Genomic DNA, 20,514 nt, shown 5'->3' on the forward strand with positions numbered 1-20,514 from the left:
ACAATAGGTTGTGTGCATTTTCTCACAATGTTCACAATTATGATGCATTGGCTTTTTTAAAAAAATCTTCACTTTACAGCTATAAACCCTGTTCTCGCAGGTACTTGCAGTCCTCTTATGTGCAGTTCTCCGACTCGCCCGGCTGTAAAAAAAGTCATTGCGGTACCTGATACACCCCTGATCATACCGGGCTTCTATATAGGCACTTCTAGTACGGAATAAAACCAGCTCGATGCGATGTACTTGTATCATCCCCGGCCCGCCGCTGCTCTATGCCTGGCTGAATTTCTTTTAAAAGGAGGATTATACGGGTAATGGATTGCATACACCATACAGGGAGATACTGATATCAATCTGGGCGCGTGAATCTCATTAATAGGAGGACGGGGCATGAAGAACAGCACTATTTTTGTTGCCGGAGCGCACGGGGGAACCGGGCAGCTGATCGTGCGTGAGCTTGTACAGGCTGGATACAAGGTGCATGGACTGGTGAGGAGTGAGGAACAGGCAGCTGCGATTAAGGAATTGGGAGCCGTTCCTTTTATCGGGGATTTGAACGGGGTGTTCTCAGAGGGCATGAAAGGCGTGGATGCCGTAATATGTGCGGTCGGAGCAGGTGCATCAGGCAATCCTGAAGAGGTTGATCATCTAGGCACGGTCCGGCTAATTGAGCAATCCATGTTGGATGGAATTGAACGGTTCATTCTGATCAGCTCTCTTGGGACGCTCGCTCCCCACAAAATGCCAAGTCTGCTGAAGCCTTACCTTATGGCTAAACGACGGGCGGAGCGGGTGCTGGAGGAAAGCAAGCTGAACCATACGATTATCCGGCCAGGCGGCCTCACTAATGATCCGCCTACAGGGCGGGTGACCGCAGCCGTCGGTTTTTCCGGATCAGGCCGAATCTCCCGTGATGATGTCGCTAAAGCGGCTGTGCTTGCTCTGGCACTCCCCCAAACAGAGCGGTGCGAATTCGAGCTTGTAGAGGGTGACACCCCTCTGGCGGAGGCGCTTCAGTCTCTTCGCACAGCTTCTAAATAACAAAAATAAGCCGATCTTCCTTGGGAAGACGGCTTGTTTTGTAGATAAAGCCTTATCGGGAAATGGATGAATCCAATGATCTCGCGACCACAAAAGCCTGCTTCAACGCATCCCACCGATCGGCCTGCATGCACAGGGGGCCATTAATGGCCCCTGTGCTTGTCTTTAGCCTTTTGCCTGGCGATTTCACGTTTCCGTTCCTTCAGTTCCTCACGCTCCGCCTTGCTGGCGATACGCCGGGTCCGCTTCCGTTCTTCCATCTGAAGCTTAATGGCCTGCTCAGCATAGGTACACACGCCATGAGCCCTGCTTTCGCGTGCCGCCATTCTCTGCATCCGCTTGGGGTTCACTTTCCCCGGTATGGAGCCCTTGCCCTTCACCTCGGCTGTCATCGAGTCCATCAGCGCGGCAAGCTGCCCGGTTATAAACTCAAGCACTTCAGCATCGGCCGGCTCGGAGCCAAATATATACCTGGCTGCCTTTACCCTGCCTTTGTCTTCTTCCTGAACCACACCGACCCAATACGGACTTTCATAATACACAGTTAACTTCATACTCACTACCCCCTCTAAGATACGAAAGCGATGGACATCCCGAGGGGGGAAGGTTACTGATCCATAACGGACAGAATACGGATGACACGATCTAATCCGCAGGACGCCCGGACTACCAACCGGGCTGTGTTTTTACGCTCTCACCCCCATGATAAAACAAAGAGTCAACACGTGCAATTGATAAACGCAGCACAAAAAAGACCGTTACAGCACGGCAGGCGCTGTAACGGTCTTCTATTTCGATGCGGAAGCAGCCATGATGGCGGCCGCCTTCTCCTCCCGCTGCTGCCGGGTTAGCTTTGGGCAGGAATAGCAATAACCATTGCCCGAATCTGTCCGGTACGCCAGACAGCAGGTCGGCTTCATCGTCATCTGCCCGCCAGGATGGTAAGGGTCATCGATCATTTTCTTCTTAATCCGGTAAGGGTTAAGGCTAAGTCCAAACGCAGAGGGCTGAAGCTCCCCAGTCAAACGTTCATATTCTTCCTGGAGCCGAACGCGATCCGGCTCCCGTTCCAATCTGCCACTGATCAGGTTGACATAGTAAGACACTCCCAATGGAAGCTGTCCCCAAATTTGGGCTGCGGGCAGGCCCGAGACACGCGCAAGCACCTCGGCAAGCGGCCTTAGAGTCTCGCTGTAAAACCGGGTGATCATATCCTCTCTAAAGCGCTCATGCGGCAGCGGGTAAGGCCAAGGCTGCTCAGCAGGCTCGCTCAGCTTAAACATGATGGCCGGGTACCCATTCTTCCGGCACAGCAGCAACTCTATATTGGACAAGGAGAAATCCAGCCAGGTATCCGACAGTGTGACGATATACTGCTGCAAGGCACACAGAGCTCTCCACGAGGAGATGAAGTAGGTGGAGGCCACCTGAAGATCATGTCCGGTGATCTCCTTCTGAAATTCCCTCAGGAAAGATACTGCCATGTCGTCCTCTAGAAAAGCGGAGGCGGATACACGTGTGATAACACCGCCTGGCTCCCCTCCCACAATATGAACATACTGCTCAAGCCAATCAGCATCAAGCTTCACGTCACTCCATCCTCTCTTCAACAAGGAATACGGCTTCTATCTGGAAGATGCGGCAAGCATCATCTTCTCAGGCTGAGCCGCCACATTCTGATTCATGCGGCGGTTTTCCGCTGAAGAACGGGAAGCCAGATCATATGGAAGACAGAGCGGAACACCGCTGCGCGGATCGGTAACAATATCCGCTTCGATACCGAATACCTCACGCAGCACATCCTGAGTGACCACTTCCTCCGGAGAGCCTGCCGCCACAGCACGACCCTGCTTAATGGCAATGACATGGTGAGCATAACGCGCTGCATGGTTGAGATCATGGACCACCATGACAATCGTCCGGTTCGCTTCTGCATTCAAATGCTCAAGCAGATGCAGCACTTCCAGTTGATGGGCCATATCCAGGAAGGTCGTTGGCTCGTCGAGGAATAGGATATCAGTCTCCTGTGCCAGCGCCATAGCAATCCACGCCCGCTGACGTTGTCCGCCGGACAGCTGCTCAATCGCCCGGTCAGCAAATTGGCCCATACCTGTTGCTTCAATGGCCCATTCAATGACCCTCTTGTCCTCGCTTCTAAGGCTTCCGAACCCCTTCTGATAAGGAAAGCGGCCGTAAGAAACCAGCTCATAAACCGTCAGTCCATCAGGTGCAGTCGGGTTCTGTGGCAGAATGGCCAGCTGTTTGGCCACTTCACGGGTGGATTGTTTGTGAATGGATTTACCATTCAGAATTACACTGCCACCCTTGGGCTGCATGATCCGGGCCATCGTCTTAAGAATCGTTGATTTACCTGATCCGTTGGCTCCAACCAGAGCCGTGATCTGCCCATCAGGGATCGCAATGTTCAAATCCTCTACAATTAAGCGGTCCTCATAAGCGATATTTAGATGTGAGGTCTGAAGTGATACCATAGTCAATCTCCCTCTCCAAGTTATGACTTATTCTATTAACATTCATTGATAATCATTATCATTATATTCTTAAAGATACTGATAATCATTATCAGTGTCAATTGTTTTTTCATCTGATCTTCATTTTATGTGTATCCGTATAAGGGACAGTACTTGAAATATCGTTGGAGGTTTTGGTAAACCGGGGCAATAACTGAGTATGTGAAATGCTGGGCTTGCATGTAGTGATGGCGTTGAAGGAGATTAAGACATTAATTATGACCCGCAAAAACCTCATCTCTGCCCATAAAAAAACGGCCCTTCCTTTACAGGAAAGACCGCCTTTATGCTTATCCAATTCAGTATTAATCGGCGGCCTGCGCCAGACGAACAAGCATATGTGCCAGCTTATGGCGCTGGTCTTGGTCGCCTACCTTCCACAACTCCTGAAGAAGCTTCTCTTCACGGTTGCGGGGCTCTTCGTGCTCAGCCAGGTATCCGGCAATCTTCTCAGCTGTCTTCGCCATGGTCTCTTCACTCAAGCCAATGTTCTCCGCCATTTCAATCTTGTTCGAGAGGTATTTTTTAAAAGATTGGAAGTTGCTTAAAATCTCATCCTTTTGCTCTCCATCAATACGGTTCAACGCATCATCGACCTTATTCAGCTCAAGTTCGCCTTCCTTGTTAATTACATGATCTTGTTCAGACATGATAGTGCCTCCTTTGGCTGATTGAATGATTGAAGTTCAAGTGTACATACCTCATAACCCCCGCACTTGATGGATGAATCATCTTCTTAAACTAAGGTTTCCCCGTAACTTCCACCGCATTGTAATATTCCTCCAGCGTAATTCCCTTGCTGGTTATTTCGTCGGCAATCTCCTTGCCTACATAGCGAATATGCCAAGGCTCATATTTATACCCTGTAATGGACTCTTTGCCTTCAGGGTATCGGATAATAAAGCCGTACTCATGAGCATACTTCTTGAGCCAATCTGCTTCCGGGGTTCCCCCAAAGCAGGACTCCGCCGCACACTTGCCATCACTGCCCGACACATCAATCGCAAGGCCGGTCTGGTGCTCGCTGTATCCGGGAACCGCACTGTAAGTTTTGGCTTTCTCCAGCCCGTCCTTCTTGACATAGCGGTTGAATAAAGCCGTTTGGGTCTTCTTGGACCGGTAAGCGGACACTCCCGCCAGGTAGATACCATCCTTCTTGGCCCCGTCAAACATCTTCTCAAGGGCCTCTGCAGCCTCTTTACGCATTTTTCGTTTATCAATCTTCTCGCTGAAGGTAAACGGAACGTTAGGATATACGAGATCCTTCGGTTCATAGCCGTCCGGCAGACCGAACTGCTTGTTCACCAGAACAGCCTCGCTCTCTGGATCAGCCGAGGCTTCTTGGGCAGTTTTGCCTTTCTCCCCAGTCTTGCCTGTGTCTCCTGACTGCTCCTTAGTTGTTCCCGATTCCTTGTCTGAAGATTCAGGGGTAGCCACTCCCGGCTCTGTAATCTGACCTTTGGTTGAGTCCTTCTGTCCGGCAGAAGTATTTCCACTTGTCTGAACAGCGTTATCTTTGGTTCCACAAGCTGTGAACATAGACACCGCAATGAGCAGCACAGCAGACACCGCTGTAATTCTCGCCCAAGGGCGCTTGGCTGCCTGCAGCTGTAATGATTCTTTGTTATTGTTATTCTTCATCCGTTCCTGGCTCCTCCTCGTGACCTGTCCATGTCTGTATTTCATATAAATAATAGACTATGATAACGTTCAAAAAGTTACAGAAAGGCTCCGGCATTGTAACCGCCGGAGCTGCTGTAACCTGAATGGGGCGTGTTCAAGTGCTTCTAGACCCACGCCCCTTAAAGCTGTATTATAACCGGCCCGGAAGATACCCAGGGCCGGCTTTCAAGCGGCAGGCGGCTCTATGCCGCCTACCGCTTGCCGCCCCGGCGGCTGCGGTCACGGCTGCCGCCTGAACCGCCGCGGCCGCTCTGGCCCTGCGAGCGGCCTGCCCCCCCTTGGCGCGGCTGCGAGCCGCCCGCGCCGGAGGAGCCTCTGCGGCCGCCGGATGATCCGGCGCGGCCGCTGCTTGCACGGGAGCCGGCGGCACGGTCGCCCCGGCCCCCGGTGCGCTCACGCCCGCCGCTGCGGCTGGAGCTGCGCTCCCCGCGGCGGGAGGCGCCTGGGCCTTGGCCCTGGCCGCCATCGCCCTTGGCCCGGCGGCCACCCTCCTCGTGGCTGACGGAGGAATTCTTCACCGGGGCAAAGGAGTGGCTGGAAGCCTCATAACGCTCCCGGGCAATCTTCTGCCCTATGCCGCGCTCAATATTCCGGAGCTCGGGCATGTCGTTCGGAGCGGCAAAGGTAACCGCCAGCCCCTTCTCGCCAGCCCGGCCTGTCCGTCCAATCCGGTGGATGTAGCTTTCATGGTCGAGCGGCACGTCATAATTATACACGTGCGTGATCCCTTCCACATCAATACCGCGCGCGGCTACGTCAGTCGCAATCAGGAACTGCAGCTTCGCCTTCCGGAAAGAACGCATCACCTGCTCCCGCTTCGCCTGGGACAGATCACCGTGCAGTTCCCCCGACATATACCCTTTCTCCTGCAGCGACTGGTTAAGCTGCTTCGCCCTTACCTTCGTACGGCAGAAAATCACGCCGAGATAAGGCATATCCCGCTCCATCATGTCCAGAAGGGCACGCTCTCGCGAAGCGTCCGTACATTCGATGACGAGCTGGCGGATCTGCTCGCGGGGAATTTCAGATTTCGTGGAAATCCGCACGTCCTGAGGCTGCTTCATGTAAGTCTTCGCGAGATTGCGAACCTTCTCCGGCATGGTCGCCGAGAACAACATCGTCTGGCGGCTGCGTGGGATAGAGCGGATAATCGACTCCACCTCTTCGAAGAATCCCATGTGCAGCATCTGATCCGCTTCGTCGAGCACCAACATCCGTACCTTGCCCAGCTGGAGAGAGCCGCGCCGCATATGATCCAGCAGCCGCCCCGGTGTGCCAATGACAAGCTGGCTGCCGCCCTGCAGCTTGCGGAGCTGACGCTCCACATCCTGCCCGCCGTATGCCGCAAGAACGGACACGCCCTCTCTCGCTGCGGCAAGCTTTCTGGCCTCAGCCGTGATCTGGATGGCAAGCTCCCTTGTCGGTGTGATGACGAGTGCCTGGGCGCTTTCGACATCCGGGCGGATCTTCTGCATGATCGGAAGCAGGAAAGCAAGCGTCTTGCCCGTTCCTGTCTGCGCCTGGGCAATCAGATCATGTCCCTCCAGCAGCTTAGGAATTGCAGCTTCCTGAACAGGGGTTGGGTTTACGATTCCCTGATCACGCAAAATATCATAAAAAGCGGGCAAAAAGCCCCAATCTTGAAAAGTTGTCAAATGAATTCACCTCATAGCTCGAATAATCCGCGTTGCACGGACATTGTACCAGACATTTCCTCTACAAACAAAAGACCGTTACGCCTCATGTCGGCGTTCCGGCCTCTATACATTTTACAGTATAACATGTTTACCTGTTTCTTACACCGGAACCAAGTGGTTCAGTCCGACGTTAGCCGGATACCCGTGCCGCCCATTTGGCAGCCTGGAGCAGCAGCTTGCGGTACACTGGATGCTGAAACGCCGGCTGATCATTGCCCGGCATCAGATACACCACCCGTCCAAGCCCATAAGAGTGAGCCCACGCAGCAGGATGCCATTCTCCGTCCATATTGTATTCCATGAGAATTGTCTTCTCTGTGAACGGGTCAAATTCGAAACGGTAGGGCTCCTCCTCCATCTGAAACGTGCCTACGCCCTCCGTAATATCATGTCCGGGTTCCGTTACCCGGAGCTCCAGCGTCTGTCTGGTAGGCTGCACCGAATGCTTCGCCCCAATCAATTGGGCAATTTCATACCTGTTGCCCAGCACAATGCCGTTATGCAGCACAAGCAATCCCCCGCCCCCGCTGACAAAAGCAAGCAGGCCACCGGTCTGCTTGGGGGACAGCTTCTCCGTCCAGCTGTCCCGGTAGGAGATACACAGATCAAATGCGCCCAAGTTATTATATTCGAACATATGGTTATTCTCACTGCACTGGACTGTTAAATAATCCTGCAGCGCGTGGGTGATCTCCGCATCCACCCCCTGTAGAGGATGGAACTTGGGATGAGTATAATCCCCAATCAGTAGAGCCTTCTTCTTATTCATCAAATCTCCTCCTGTGGCCGGGAGATACCCGGTATTCATTAGGAATCGTTCAGGTGTGGCATTTCAGTGATCCGCCTGAAAGGGCTCACTCTCACCGGCATAATAGCGGGCAAGCTCCACCATCATGCTCCCCATGCGCTCCTCGCGCGGAGCGATGATACGTGGGATTCCCGACTCGACCAGCCCCTGGGCGGTAACCTTGCCAACTGCCACAGCCACCACTGGTCCACTGAGCACCCCGATCAGTTCTGACAGCTTGCCGAGCTTATCAGCATATTCCATCAGGAATCTCACCTGCGGCGTACTGGTGAAGGTGACCGCGTCGATATGACCGCCAAGCAGATCGGACAACAGCTGATCCAGCTGCTCCTCTGCAGGCGGGATGTGACGGTAAGGCAGAATCTGCTGCGTCTTAGCCCCCTGCTGCTCAAGCCATTCCACAAGCCTTGGCGCAGGGTCCCCGTGCAGCTGAATCATAACGCTTCGGCCTTTAAGGTCATGCCCCGCAAAGGCCCGAATCAGGCCTTCCGTGCTTCCATCATCGTCCCGGACCAGCGGCTCAAGCTGACGTTTCCTAAGATTATTCACCGTCTTATATCCTCTCGCGGCGATCGAAGTCTCACGCAGGAGGTCCCAGTATGCTTCAGCAATCCCCATATCTTCAGCCATTTCAAACAAGGCATCCAGTCCTACGCCGGTAGTGAATACAGACCAGTCGGGCCGCTGATTCACCCAAGCCACCAGCCCATTCCTTAGGTTCATATCGTCCAGGAACACCGTTCCCTGGGCCGGCCGGAGCAGTGGAATCCCGCCCATGTTCTCCACCAGCTTACTGAGGTCCTGTGCCTTTCTCGGACCGGTAAGGGCAATCCTCTTGCCTTCAAGTCTTCTTGCCATCGTACTCCCCCCATGAAAGCCGCATCTGCCGCTCTGTCTTCTGCTAACAGCTTATACGAGAGCGGGAGGGTTGTAAATCGTTCCATGGTATTCTTTCCGCTTTTTCTGACTTTTAAAAATCATATGCTGGCCAACTTCATTCATGAAAAAAAGCCAGCCGGACATCCCGGCTGACCTGATTGCATTTATGATAAACCTACTCTGTTCTAAATCAACTGAACCCAGTTTAATGCGTGGCCCAAAGCCCAGCCTGGGCACAGCTTATTCAGACTGGGGAATTTTGAACTTTCCAACCAGCCCCTGCAGTTCATCTGCCATCCGGCTGAGATCTGCGGAAGACGAGGCAATTTCCTCTACAGAAGCAAGCTGTTCTTCAGCAGCAGCTGAGATGGTCTGGGTGCTTCCCGCGGATTCCTCAGAAATCCGGCGTATCTCGGTGATTGTAGCGTTAACGGTCTCTGCCCCCTCGGCTAACTGTACAGCCGCCGAAGTGACTTCATCCACTTTCGCCGCCACTTCCTTAACGGCTTTGCGGATACGCGAGAAGGATCTTCCCGTGGAGTCCACAGCTAGAATCCCCTCTTCCACACGCTGAACCGCCTGTTCCATGGAGGTCATAGCCCGTTTCACTTCACCCTGGATACCTTGGATTAAATCTCCGATCTGATGGGCCGATTGCTCCGAATCTGAAGCCAGCTTACGGACTTCCTCGGCGACAACGGCGAATCCACGGCCATGCTCCCCTGCTCTAGCGGCCTCAATGGAGGCGTTAAGGGCAAGCAGATTCGTCTGCTGGGCAATGTCCGTGATCACTGTGACAATGCCTCCAATATGCTCGGTATGGCCATTCAGAGTATGGATAACCTGACTCAGTTCCTCCACCGTCTGATTGATGTTCTCAATCTTCTCCACTACACTGAGGACGGAAGTATTCCCATCCTCGGCCACTTGGATCGTCTGACTCATCCGGCCGGTCACATTCTTCAAATTATCTGACATGACAACAACCTTACCCGTCATATCTTCAATACTCTCCGAACCAACTTCCACGCTCTGCAGCTGACGTTCGCTGCCTGAGGCAACTTCCTGGATCGTGACAGTTACATGCTCGATGGCGTTTGTGGTCTGCTCTGCACCCAAGGAGAGCGCCTCGGCAGAGGTGCTTACATTATTCGTGGTCCGTTGGACATTCACAATCATTTCACGTAAATTCTGCACCATGAGCGAGAAGTTAGCCGCTAGATCGCCAATTTCATCGTTGCGCACAGCTTCGATTTCCGACGTTAAATCACCCTGGCTGACGCTTTCCGTCTCCTGCTGCAGCTTACGAATCGGTCCAACGATCGACCGGATGATAAACACAATCACAATAGCACCAAGGGCAAGGGCCCCGACGAGCACACCGATAGATACATAGAAACTGGTCGCAGCCTGGTTGTTAATATCGATCTGATTTCTGACCGCCGCAATTCGCCAGCCGGTTGAGACGTTCTCCACGGTTTGGATATTTAAGGCCGTGCCCTTTTCCGTGTAACTCAGCTCGGTCAAGTTCCCATCCGTCTTAAAGATGTCATTCACATAGTTGTCTGCGGCCACTGTCCCCTGCTTGGCATTCGGGTTAACAACGTACTGCCTCTTATTATCCAGCACCATGATATATCCGGTATCCCCCAGCTTAACAGACACGGAACGCTGGAGAACTTGCAGATTAAGCGTAAGCCCAAGGACTCCGGCCCCTTCTTTCAACTGACGGGTTATGTAAATTACAGGCAGCTTCTCACGATTAATAACTACCGGACTTACAAAAGTTGTATCGGCCGTTGTCATAGCATCGGTGAACCAGGTGCTCTTCTGAACCTCGGCTGGAGAATCTTTCATCTTCCCATCCGTAGCCTGAATAATATCTCCCTTAGCTGTAGCGATGAAGACGTTATCCACGTCGGAATTAAGTCCCATATAGTTATCCAGGATTCCAACCAGCTGCGGTCTGGCTTCAGGTCCCAACATTTGACTGGTAACCTGTCTGCCCAAGTACTCCACATTCAGCATCTTATTGGATATCTTATCGTCAATGATGCCGTTAACCTGCTTGACCATTTCTTTCGAGTTACTGGTAACCTCTGAAATGATGGATTGCGAAGAGGTGAAGAATATAACAGCGCCGATAACAATGCTTGGAATTAGAAGAATCCCGGTAAAGGCAATAATCAGCCGCTTGCGGATCGTGAATCGGCCTTTATTCCTGTTTTTATTCTTACCTCGCTTGTTCTCTCTCTCAGTTGTCCCAGTTGGCTCTGTCTTATTATTTGTCTCTAGCTCTGCCACTTCTCCCATATCCAAAGAAACTCCCCCTATTTTTATTCATAACTTCCCATTAATCAGTGTATCCCCATTTGATATCGGCATTTTATCATTAAAAGTTGACAACTAAGACAAAAAAACCGCTTAGTCAGATGAATTTTTTAGGTCTTTGGCTCTAAGACAAATCTCCCATTAACGATGGGTTGCCTTTCCAGACCCTTGCATTCATTTCCTGACAAACGGTTTCCCCATACCCATGTGATGTTTCCCTTAATCAGCCATCCGGTAGCCAACCCCACGTACGGTAGCAATGTAAGTCGGATTGGATGCCCGGTCTCCAAGCTTTCTCCTTAAGCTCTTGATATGCACATCCACCACATTGCTGCCTCCCAAGAAGGACGTATCCCAGATATCACTGAGCAAATCCTCACGGGTCAGTACCGCCCCGTCACTCAATAGCAGCTTCAGCAGCAGATCATATTCCGTCTTCGTTAGCTCGATGCGGGCCCCGTTCCGATAGACAGACATCTTCTTGCGGTCAATCCACAAATCCTTGAAGATCGCGGGAGATGTCCCGCTCAGCAATAAGGAGGCAGGAGCCTTCTTATTGCTGCTCCGAATAATCCGCTGGGCATGGTACAGAACCTCTTGGGGCCTTGCGGGCCAGACCACGAGCTCCTGCTGGCGGAGGCGTTCGTCCATACGTCCGAGCATGGACTCCTTAATCAGCAGCAGCACAGGAACCCCGCCGGTCTCCTGCATCAGCAGAGTCTGAAGAGCCACCTCTTCTTCGTGCTCCCGATAGGAGGTTAGATCCAGAATCAGCAGGTCGGCCGATTGGGCGTTGCGAATTCCCTGCTCCAGATGGTGGAACACCATCACATCAAAGCAGCCGTCCGACAAATCACGTACAAGCTCATGAAGTCCCCTCGGAAGCGGACTAACTACAATGACCCGCTGGGTAACCGGACAGAAATCCGGCTGCATAACAGGCTCAAATGTATTTACTTCTTCTGCAGACACTTAGAACACACTCCCCCGAATACGACATGAGCATGATGAACATCATAGCCTGTCTCCTTGGCCACAGCTGCACTCCACTCTTCAGGCACTTGTGACATCACTTCATCCACACGGCCGCATACCTCGCATAGAATATGCTGGTGATCATCCAGCTTGGCATCATAACGGCTGGCTGCCTCCCCAAGCTTAAGCTCACGGATCATCTCTTTATCCGTTAAATATCTCAGTGAATTATATACGGTCCCATAAGCGAAATTATGCCCCTGCTCCACCAGCCGGTTCATGACTTCAGCCGCTGTAGGATGATCGTTCGAGTTGCGTACCACGTCATAAACAGCCTTACGCTGTGTAGTTAGATTCAAAGACTTCATAATTCTACTCATTCCTTCAGTTGTATTTAGAATAAGTATAAATATAAATATGATTGTTGTCAACTCTGCGCCCGTTCCTGCTCCCATGCCTCCCCCTCTAGACTGCTGATGGTTTCTAACAGCCTGAAAATGGTAATAAATGAACATAACCCTAAGTGAAAGCAGGAGGTAACTAAAATGAACAGCTCAATCCCCCCGCACAGCGAGCTCCCAAGGTTCCCGGAGTCCATGTGGAGAAGTACTGCACAGCTTCCAACCTACGATAAGCTCAAGGAGACGATATATACCGATGTTGCCATTATTGGTGCCGGTATTTCCGGAATTACTACCGCCTACCTGCTAGCCAAGGAAGGCCTGAAGGTTGCGCTCGTAGAGATGAATCGTGTGCTGGAAGGAACAACCGGCTATACAACCGCCAAAATCACCACCCAGCATGGAGTGTTTTACGATAAGTTGATCAGCCACTTTGGTGAGGAACAAGCCAGGCTGTATCATGACGGCAATTATGAGGCGCTGGAATTTATACGGCAGACCGTAACCGAGCATGGAATTGATTGTCAGCTTGAAAAGCAGGATGCCTACCTCTATGCAGAATCCGAGGAATCCCTTGGCAAGCTGCAAAAGGAATGGGAGGCCTATGAGAAACTGGGCATTCCTGGGGAATGGGTGGAATCCATACCCGTTCCGCTTACGGTACACGGGGCGATCAAGGTCTCTAATCAAGCCCAATTCCACCCGCTGCAATATCTGCGCTTTATGCTTGAGTTTATTGAGAAGCAGGGCGGTGCTATTTACGAGCAGACTACTTTGGATGGGCAGATTGAGGAAGAAAGCGGTGTTCTTCACTTGAATACCTCGGAAGGGTATACGATCAAATGCAATCACGCAGTAGCCGCCACCCATTTCCCCTTCTGTGATAAAGAGGGCCTCTTCTTCGCGCGGCTTCATGCGGATCGTTCCTATGTGGTTGCCATAGAACCCGAAACCTCCTATTCTGGCGGCATGTATATCAACGCGGGTACTCCTTCCCGGTCTCTTCGCTCCGCCAAGCTGGACGGTAAAGAAGTAATCCTGGTTGGCGGGGAAGGACATAAGACAGGACAAGGCATCTGTACGATCCAGTACTACGAGCGTCTTGAGCAGTTCGGAGGCGAACTGCTTGGAGCCAAGCGGATTCCTTACCGCTGGTCCGCTCAGGATTTGATCACAGTGGATAATGTTCCCTATATCGGACGGTTAAATGGCTGGCATCCGAATATCTATGTGGCCACGGGCTTTGGCAAGTGGGGAATGACCAATGGGACCCTGTCCGCCCTGATCAACCGGGATCTCATCCTCGGACGGGAGAACAGATATGCTGAATTGTTTAGTCCTTCACGCTTTAAAGCAAACCCGGGCATCAAGAATTTAATCGTGGAGAACTCCAACGTTGCGAAAGAGCTGATTGCCGGCAAAGTCGATATCGTACACCGGAAAGCTCAGGACCTTCAGAATGACGAGGGAAGTATTGTACGCCATCTGGGTCAAAAGGCGGCCGCCTACAGGGATAAGGATGGTACGCTCTACGTTGTCGATTCAACCTGCACCCATATGGGCTGTGAGGTTTCCTGGAACGAGGGGGAACGAACTTGGGATTGTCCATGTCACGGCTCCCGCTTTGACCATAAGGGGGCTGTAATCGAAGGCCCTGCCAAGGAACCACTCAAGTCGCTCGATTCCCATCAATAACGTTCCACCTATAGACAAATCTGGAGTTTAGGATTAAGAAGACAACCTGCAGAAATATGATTACTTTAAGCTCCCCTCTCCTGTGCCAGGTAACCGGGACATCCCATTGATTAAAAATAAAGTGATTTAGCTGAACCGGAGTTAACATACAGGCTTTGAAAATGGCGCACAGAAACAGGCTTTCTTCCCTGTTATGTGCGTCATTTTATATTTTTCATCCGACTCTTTTATCTGCCGCCCTTTTCTTACATATTTATTAAATTATATTCACTATATTGCATTATTCAGTAGTGCATGGTAACATTTACCTCACATACTGATCAATACTCAGTACTAAGGATTACACCTTAAGTGAAAATGAAATGAAAATGAGGGATGTCCCTTGGATATCAGCATCCAATTCAAGAAAGGGGCGCTGGAGCTGTGCGTTCTCGTGCTCATTCACGAGCGTGACCGCTACGGCTACGAGTTAGCCCAGTCCGTATCCGAGCATATTGAAGTTGCCGAGGGTGCTCTATACCCGCTGCTTCGCAGGCTGGTCAATGAAGGATACTGCACGACCTACCTTCAGGAATCTACCGGAGGGCCTCCCCGGAAGTACTATAAGCTTACCGAATCAGGAAAAGCCCATATGAAGAAGCTGATCACCGAATGGAAGCAATTTGTATACAGCGTATCAAGATTAATCGAGAGAGGGCCAATACTATGAACAAGAACGAGTTTCTAACTTTGCTGAACACACAGCTGTCCCAGCTTCCACCCGAAGAGAAGCTGGAGCTGCTTGAGGACTACGAAGCCCATTTTGCCTTCGGCAAACAAAATGGCAAGACAGAGGAAGAGATCGTACATGAGCTGGGTGATCCGCATGAGCTCGCCAAGGAAGCTCTTGGGGAGCGGTTCACATCACGCGAGCCGGTCTATTGGTATCACGATCCGAGCAGACGGCCCGAAGCCAGTGCTCCGCCGGCACCAGCCCGCAGGAGAAGAGGAGCCACGGCCCAGACCTTTGTCATTATCGGCATGTTCTTCATAAATCTCGTGCTTGCACCTTTAATGCTGGCCTTCTGGACATTTGCCGCTGCGATAACCATTGGAGCTGTTGCATGCATCGCAAGCCCTGTGCTTCTCACTATGGATATGCTGTACAACGAGGTCTCCACAGCGAAGTGGTTCGCAAGCGTATTTATGGTTGGTATTGGCATTCTGCTTGCCCTGGCCTCCAAGGGCCTGTTCAGAGCAGTGCTGATATCCACACAAAAGTATTTCAGCTGGAACCATCAAATCGCTAAAGGAGATGCTTAACCATGAAAAAGTACGCAGTTGTACTTGCCATCCTGCTTATTATTATCGGTGCTGGCGGAATGGCCGCCCACAAATTCGCCTTTGGAGACGAACTCCCTTCATACAGCAAGAAATGGACTTTTGAAGCCGGGGAGCTTAAAGATCTTTTCGTTAACAGCGAGCATACCATTGAAGCCGAGTTCGTAGAGAGCTCTGATGGCACTAATTATGTGGAAATCTCGGGGAACTTGGAGCAGGATACTATAGACCGGGTCAATCAGGTAAAGCTCTCCGGCGGCAAGCTTGCGCTGGATCTCTCTACGAAGCCCGAGTTTCAATTTTTTAATTTTAATTTCCAATCAACCAGACAGCACATGACCATTGCCCTGGCGCAGCCGTCCGAACTGGAGCAGATCAAATTCGACCTGGATTCTTCAAGCGGGGAGTTCAAGGGAATTCAGGCGGAACAGGTTGAGATTTCCAGCAGCTCTGGCCATGTCGATCTGGATTCCGTAAAAGCAAGGCAGTTAAAAGTGGAGATTGAATCCGGCAGCATTACAGCGGGGACCATCCAAGCCGATGTGGATTTGTCCACCCAGTCGGGTGGAGTTAAAATTGAACACCTTGACGGCAACGGAAGCATCAAGGCGGAATCCGGCAGCATCCGAATCGCTGACCAGAATTCGACCCAGCTTGACTTAAGCGCACAATCAGGCAGTATTAAAGTTAAGGCGAATCCGGATTTCCAAGGCTTCTACGACGCCCAGGCTGATTCAGGGAGTGTGAAGATTCCTGATTCGCCGAAGACTTCATCAGATGTCATCAAAGCCCGCACCGAATCCGGGAGCATTGACATCGAGTAGTTAAACTGACGTGAAGGAGGAAACGCTAAATGCTCGTTGTAACGAACTCTATCAAAGTGAAGGAAGGCTTCGGACGCCAGGTGGCGGACCGGTTCACCACAGCCGGAGCAGTCAAATCCATGCCGGGGTTCCTACGGCTTGAAGTATGGCTCAGCCAAAGCCCCAAAGATGGGGCCGAAGAGGTGAAAGTGACCACTTTATGGGAGGATGAAGCTTCATTCAAGGGTTGGACCTCCAGCGAGGCCTTCCGAGAATCCCACCGGGGTGCGGGAGAGGCTAGAGAATATATGCTCGGCGCTTCCCTGGACCAATATGAGCTTGTAGTCAGCCACAAGCCCGAATAATTGAAGTAATGTTCCTATCAAAAAGAGGACGCCCCAGGCGTCCTCTTTTGGTTTCTGCATATATGTCCGCATCTATATAAGGTGCAACTTAGGCAATCTCTTGTGCGATAGCGTCACGATAAGCCTGCAAAGACACATAAATCATGGTCTGCAGTATACCTTGGTCGGCATCAGGTAGGACCTTCACCGCATAGTTCCAGGCATTCTCCTCGATCAACAAAGCCAGCTTCTTCCGCTCAAGCTCATTCTCGCACGTATCCAGCTGGTCAGATAGTCCCGCCAGCTCAGCATCCGCCGCGTGGCCCAGTTCATGGGCAAACACAATGCGGAGCACCTCCTCATACCGGTCAAGCGTCCCGAATATGTTCAGACACTGCTTACGGATTTCGCCAAGGTACATGGTGACCTTGTGCTCGTTCATGCTATATTTGCCGCCTACATTGCGTCCGCCTGGAAACCGGCTCCGAATGTTCACGGTAACTTGACTGCCCGTTTGCTCCACCAAATCATCAAAAATTTGCTTTGCTATGGTTCTATCCAATTTACTCCCCTTATTTCTTCATGATTTAAACAATAAAGTATGCTATGCCATACTAAAGTTTATTATAATGGAAATCAAAGGGATTTAGAACCACAATCTAACTATTACCCAAAAAAAATAACCTTTAAACATATTATTGACATCATATATCGAGTCGATATATGATACTAAAAATTGTATCGGAGTGATATATATGAAAGTCCGTCATGCTATCCTCGGCGTGCTTATGGATGAATCCAGATCAGGCTATGAAATCAAACAGTATTTTGAGAATCGCTTGTCCTATTTCTATGATCCAAGCTACGGGACGATTTACCCCACTCTCAAAATCCTGGAGCAGGACGGACTGCTCACGAAGACCGTAGTTACACAGGACGGTAAGCCCAACAAAAATATTTATTCCATCACGGAGTCCGGACGTGCCGAATTTCTTGAATGTTTGGTCGGCCCTTACGAACCGGATACCGTCCGTTCCGATACCTTGATGAGGCTGTTCTTCGGAAAATACGTGGACAAGAGCACCATCATAGGATGGCTCAGTGAAGCACGTGAAGCCGCCCGCAAGAATATCACCGAGCTTGAACAGCTTAAGGAGCAATTCGGCAGCAGGATGCCATTGCCACAGCAGTTCTCGCTGGAATACGGAATCCGCTCCAATTACAACAAGCTAGAGCTAACAGAAGTGTTTATTGCTAAACTTCAGGAACAGGAGCCAACTGCCCATGAGCATGATCCAGATTGATTATTCCAAAATGAGTGCGTCTGAAATGGCCGCCGGTATTGCCGCTGGCCGATACTCCTCGCTTGAAATCACAAGCGCGCTGATTGAACGGCTGAAGCAGATGCAATCCAGCACCCGGGCGGTTGCCATCCCCCTCTATGAAGAGGCTCTCAATCAGGCGGCCGCTGCGGATGAAGCTGTAAGACGCGGAGAGAAGCTCGGCCCGCTTCATGGTGTGCCGGTTACGATAAAAGAGAGCATTGATGTCGAGGGCTCTCCGAGTACCTGGGGTATCAGCCACCTTACCGAGCCTGCAGCCACGGATGACGCGTCCGTGAACCTGCTCCGCCAGGCGGGAGCCGTCATTGTCGCCAAGACTAACGTAATGCAGCTCCTGACTGGTTATGAATCCGATAATCCTGTCTATGGAAAAGTGTCTAATCCGTGGGATTTGACACGGACCCCAGGCGGCAGCTCAGGTGGCGAAGGAGCTGCCGTGGCCTTTGGGGGATCTCCCCTTGGCATAGGCAGCGATATTGGCGGGAGCGTTCGGGTCCCTGCCCATTTCTGCGGAGTTCACGGGCTGAAGCCAACACCCGGCCGGATTCCAGCCTCCCTTCCAAGAGGCGTGTATCATGTTCGTCCGGAAGCCGGTGCCATGTTCTCGCTCGGTCCCCTGGCCCGCAGCACAGAGGATTTGCACCTTGCGATGCGGGTGCTGGCATCCCGGCAGAAGGAGTACCCGCTTGAACGGTCAGGACAGTCCGCGCTTGAACTTCGTGTGGGCATCGTTCTCTCGGACGGCATTGTTGAAGCCCATCCGGCGATACTGCGTCTGCTGCGCGAAGCTTCCAGCGCCTTGGAAGCCCGAGGTATCCAAGTGGTGCCCTTCACTCTGCCAGAGCCGGACCACATGGTTCAGACCTTTTACGGATTGATGACTGCCGATGGGGGTCAAGGAATGAAGCGTACTTTGGGTGATAGCCCGACTGCGCCTCATATTGCGGGCGTGCTGGCTTCCCAAGGCTTCCCCCCTGCCAAGCGCTGGCTCATCACCAAGCTGCTGGGCTTCTCCGGCCAGAAGGCCCTCGCCAAGCTGATAGTGTCCCAGATTGGGGCAAAGACAGAGCAGCAGTACCAGAAATTAACTATGCAAAGAGAGGCTCACCGTGAGCTATTCATCCGTACCCTGGATTCCACAAATGTGGACGTCTTGCTCTGCCCTTCCTTCGTGACCACCGCTCCGCCTCATGGTGGGACCAAGATGATCTCCTTCGAAGGAGCGTATGTGTCACTGCCCAATTATCTCGGTCTTCCCGCGGGAACGCTGTCTCTCTCCACGGTACGTCCCGAGGAAGCCCTCGCCCGCAAAGCAAACCCTAAAGATAAGGCAGCTGCAGCGCTTGCCGATCTTGAACGCAGTTCCGCCGGCCTGCCGGTCAGCGTGCAGATCATGGGCAGACCCTTCCGCGAGGATCAGGTGCTTCTTCTCATGCAGACGCTGGAGAATCTGTTTAAGACCCGGGAGGACTACCCCGTACTGGCCCAATGCAGACCGTAAATCACTTTCACGGTCTGATCTTTCCCGCCTTCCCATAATCTTAACTAAGCATGTTATAGGGAGGCGAAGAAGAGCATGATCTATATCGAGACCGAGCCTGGCGTCCGTATTTACGTGAAGGATCTTAACCCCGGGGGCGACCGTACCGTTCTGTTCATTCACGGCTGGCCCCTCAATCATCACATGTTCAAATACCAGCTCGATCAACTGCCGAAATACGGCTTCCGCTGCATCAGCCTCGATCTGCGGGGATTCGGCCGCTCAGACCACCCTTGGCAAGGGTACAACTATAACCGCTTGGCCGACGACATCCGGGTCATTATCGATGCCATGGGACTCCGCTATATCACATTAGCCGGCTTCTCCGTTGGGGGAGCCGTAGCCATCAGGTATATGTCGAGACACCGGGGGCACGGGGTCAGCAGGCTGGCCCTGCTTGCCGCGGCTGCCCCGTCTTTTACGAAACAGAAAGGCTACCCCTTCGGCCAGACCAAAGAGGAGATCAACCGGCAGATCATGCAGCTGTATACAGATCGCCCCAAGCTGTTGAAGGAATTCGGACGTAAATTCTTCGCCACCAGACTCAGTCCGGAATTCGAGGAATGGTTCCTGAAGATGGGGCTCGAAGCTTCCGGCCACGGGACAATCAATACGGCCTTCTCCCTGCGGGATGAGGATCTGGGCGGGGATCTGCCTCATATCCGCGTCCCTACGGCAATCTTTCACGGGGAGCAGGACCGGATTGTTCCTGTCCAGTCTGCCGAGGCCCTGCAGCGGAATATTCCGGGCTCGGTGTTATACCGCTTCCGGGCGAGTGGTCATGGGGTCTTCTATGACGAGCTCGACAAGTTCAATAGCGCATTTCTTGATTTTGTGTCGGGTAAGCTGCCTGTTGGCCAGGGAATAGAATCTTGAAACACTTCCACTTTTCGGATAAAATATAAGTTAACTATGTAATCAGGAGGTGAGGTACGAGTGGATCGCAATCGGGTATGGAGTAAACTGAGCCAGCTGCCATTGGCATTGTCTGGCATCGTTCATGAATTTGCCGACAACGGGAGAAGTCTGTCCATTTTCGGTAATTCAATTAACCTATTACGATGCGAAATGCCGCTCCTACCTTAATCTCACGGATAGAATCACGCGTGAAGAGGGTTGCAGG

General features: G+C 51.9%; 22 protein-coding genes. 10 read left to right on the top strand and 12 right to left on the bottom strand.

Annotated features, from left to right (window positions below):
* Window positions 1-390: 390 nt before the first annotated feature.
* On the top strand, window positions 391-1,041 hold the full coding sequence (locus KJS63_RS10635) for an SDR family oxidoreductase (protein WP_213619115.1): 651 nt from the start codon (window positions 391-393) through the stop codon (window positions 1,039-1,041).
* Window positions 1,042-1,184: 143 nt separating this feature from the next.
* Here the strand turns inward: KJS63_RS10635 and KJS63_RS10640 are convergent, their stop codons facing one another.
* The 11 genes from KJS63_RS10640 to KJS63_RS10690 all read right to left on the bottom strand — a co-directional run bounded on the left by KJS63_RS10640 (window position 1,185) and on the right by KJS63_RS10690 (window position 12,313).
* On the bottom strand, window positions 1,185-1,595 hold the full coding sequence (locus KJS63_RS10640; RefSeq protein WP_213619116.1) for a YjdF family protein: 411 nt from the start codon (window positions 1,593-1,595) through the stop codon (window positions 1,185-1,187).
* A 234-nt stretch (window positions 1,596-1,829) separates the two neighbouring features.
* Complete coding sequence (locus KJS63_RS10645) at window positions 1,830-2,630, bottom strand: (2Fe-2S)-binding protein (RefSeq protein WP_213619118.1); 801 nt, start codon at window positions 2,628-2,630, stop codon at window positions 1,830-1,832.
* Window positions 2,631-2,666: 36 nt separating this feature from the next.
* The gene (locus tag KJS63_RS10650) at window positions 2,667-3,533 is read right to left on the bottom strand and encodes an ABC transporter ATP-binding protein (protein ID WP_213619569.1); all 867 of its coding nucleotides are present in this window, start codon (window positions 3,531-3,533) and stop codon (window positions 2,667-2,669) included.
* A 344-nt stretch (window positions 3,534-3,877) separates the two neighbouring features.
* Window positions 3,878-4,222, bottom strand: a complete 345-nt coding sequence (locus tag KJS63_RS10655; protein WP_213619119.1) for a DUF3243 domain-containing protein — start codon at window positions 4,220-4,222, stop codon at window positions 3,878-3,880.
* 91 nt (window positions 4,223-4,313) lie between these two features.
* Window positions 4,314-5,213 carry a M15 family metallopeptidase gene (locus KJS63_RS10660; protein WP_213619121.1) on the bottom strand — a complete coding sequence of 300 codons (900 nt, stop codon included), beginning with the start codon at window positions 5,211-5,213 and terminating at the stop codon, window positions 4,314-4,316.
* 233 nt (window positions 5,214-5,446) lie between these two features.
* Window positions 5,447-6,910 carry a DEAD/DEAH box helicase gene (locus tag KJS63_RS10665; protein WP_213619122.1) on the bottom strand — a complete coding sequence of 488 codons (1,464 nt, stop codon included), beginning with the start codon at window positions 6,908-6,910 and terminating at the stop codon, window positions 5,447-5,449.
* 172 nt (window positions 6,911-7,082) lie between these two features.
* Window positions 7,083-7,721 (bottom strand): ThuA domain-containing protein, encoded by a 639-nt coding sequence (locus tag KJS63_RS10670; protein WP_213619123.1) that lies wholly within the window; start codon window positions 7,719-7,721, stop codon window positions 7,083-7,085.
* A gap of 63 nt (window positions 7,722-7,784) precedes the next feature.
* On the bottom strand, window positions 7,785-8,618 hold the full coding sequence (locus KJS63_RS10675; RefSeq protein ID WP_213619125.1) for a uroporphyrinogen-III synthase: 834 nt from the start codon (window positions 8,616-8,618) through the stop codon (window positions 7,785-7,787).
* Window positions 8,619-8,879: 261 nt separating this feature from the next.
* Window positions 8,880-10,952: a methyl-accepting chemotaxis protein gene (locus KJS63_RS10680; protein ID WP_244862596.1), complete on the bottom strand. Its 2,073-nt coding sequence runs from the start codon at window positions 10,950-10,952 to the stop codon at window positions 8,880-8,882.
* 237 nt (window positions 10,953-11,189) lie between these two features.
* On the bottom strand, window positions 11,190-11,942 hold the full coding sequence (locus KJS63_RS10685; protein ID WP_244862567.1) for a response regulator transcription factor: 753 nt from the start codon (window positions 11,940-11,942) through the stop codon (window positions 11,190-11,192).
* Entirely contained in the window at window positions 11,924-12,313 is a 390-nt protein-coding gene (locus tag KJS63_RS10690) for a Fur family transcriptional regulator (RefSeq protein WP_068622567.1), read from the bottom strand. Before KJS63_RS10690 ends, KJS63_RS10685 begins: the two co-directional genes overlap by 19 nt.
* A 177-nt stretch (window positions 12,314-12,490) precedes the next feature.
* On the opposite strand from KJS63_RS10690, the gene KJS63_RS10695 reads away from it, so the two are divergent.
* From KJS63_RS10695 to KJS63_RS10715, 5 genes are all read left to right on the top strand, one after another.
* A complete protein-coding gene (locus tag KJS63_RS10695; protein WP_213619129.1) occupies window positions 12,491-14,041 on the top strand; it encodes an FAD-dependent oxidoreductase in 1,551 nt (516 codons plus the stop codon).
* A gap of 382 nt (window positions 14,042-14,423) precedes the next feature.
* Entirely contained in the window at window positions 14,424-14,750 is a 327-nt protein-coding gene (locus KJS63_RS10700; protein WP_068620769.1) for a PadR family transcriptional regulator, read from the top strand.
* Window positions 14,747-15,343, top strand: coding sequence for a DUF1700 domain-containing protein (locus tag KJS63_RS10705; RefSeq protein WP_213619130.1), 597 nt, complete (start codon window positions 14,747-14,749; stop codon window positions 15,341-15,343). The genes KJS63_RS10700 and KJS63_RS10705 overlap by 4 nt, the downstream gene beginning before the upstream one ends.
* Before the next feature lie 2 nt (window positions 15,344-15,345).
* Window positions 15,346-16,185 (top strand): DUF4097 family beta strand repeat-containing protein, encoded by an 840-nt coding sequence (locus KJS63_RS10710; RefSeq protein ID WP_213619131.1) that lies wholly within the window; start codon window positions 15,346-15,348, stop codon window positions 16,183-16,185.
* A 29-nt stretch (window positions 16,186-16,214) separates the two neighbouring features.
* Complete coding sequence (locus tag KJS63_RS10715; RefSeq protein ID WP_213619132.1) at window positions 16,215-16,529, top strand: antibiotic biosynthesis monooxygenase; 315 nt, start codon at window positions 16,215-16,217, stop codon at window positions 16,527-16,529.
* 88 nt (window positions 16,530-16,617) lie between these two features.
* On the opposite strand, the gene KJS63_RS10720 is transcribed toward KJS63_RS10715, so the two are convergent.
* Window positions 16,618-17,070 (bottom strand): hypothetical protein, encoded by a 453-nt coding sequence (locus KJS63_RS10720; protein ID WP_068620777.1) that lies wholly within the window; start codon window positions 17,068-17,070, stop codon window positions 16,618-16,620.
* A 193-nt stretch (window positions 17,071-17,263) separates the two neighbouring features.
* Between KJS63_RS10720 and KJS63_RS10725 the strand changes: the two genes are divergently transcribed.
* From KJS63_RS10725 to KJS63_RS10740, 4 genes are all read left to right on the top strand, one after another.
* Window positions 17,264-17,812, top strand: coding sequence for a PadR family transcriptional regulator (locus KJS63_RS10725; protein ID WP_213619133.1), 549 nt, complete (start codon window positions 17,264-17,266; stop codon window positions 17,810-17,812).
* On the top strand, window positions 17,793-19,352 hold the full coding sequence (locus KJS63_RS10730) for an amidase (protein ID WP_213619134.1): 1,560 nt from the start codon (window positions 17,793-17,795) through the stop codon (window positions 19,350-19,352). Before KJS63_RS10725 ends, KJS63_RS10730 begins: the two co-directional genes overlap by 20 nt.
* Before the next feature lie 75 nt (window positions 19,353-19,427).
* Window positions 19,428-20,267, top strand: a complete 840-nt coding sequence (locus KJS63_RS10735) for an alpha/beta fold hydrolase (protein WP_213619135.1) — start codon at window positions 19,428-19,430, stop codon at window positions 20,265-20,267.
* Window positions 20,268-20,327: 60 nt separating this feature from the next.
* On the top strand, window positions 20,328-20,477 hold the full coding sequence (locus KJS63_RS10740) for a hypothetical protein (protein WP_213619136.1): 150 nt from the start codon (window positions 20,328-20,330) through the stop codon (window positions 20,475-20,477).
* Window positions 20,478-20,514: the final 37 nt, after the last annotated feature.

The sequence above is a fragment of the Paenibacillus sp. J22TS3 genome, from assembly GCF_018403205.1.
Classification (GTDB): Bacteria; Bacillota; Bacilli; order Paenibacillales; family Paenibacillaceae; genus Fontibacillus; species Fontibacillus tuaregi.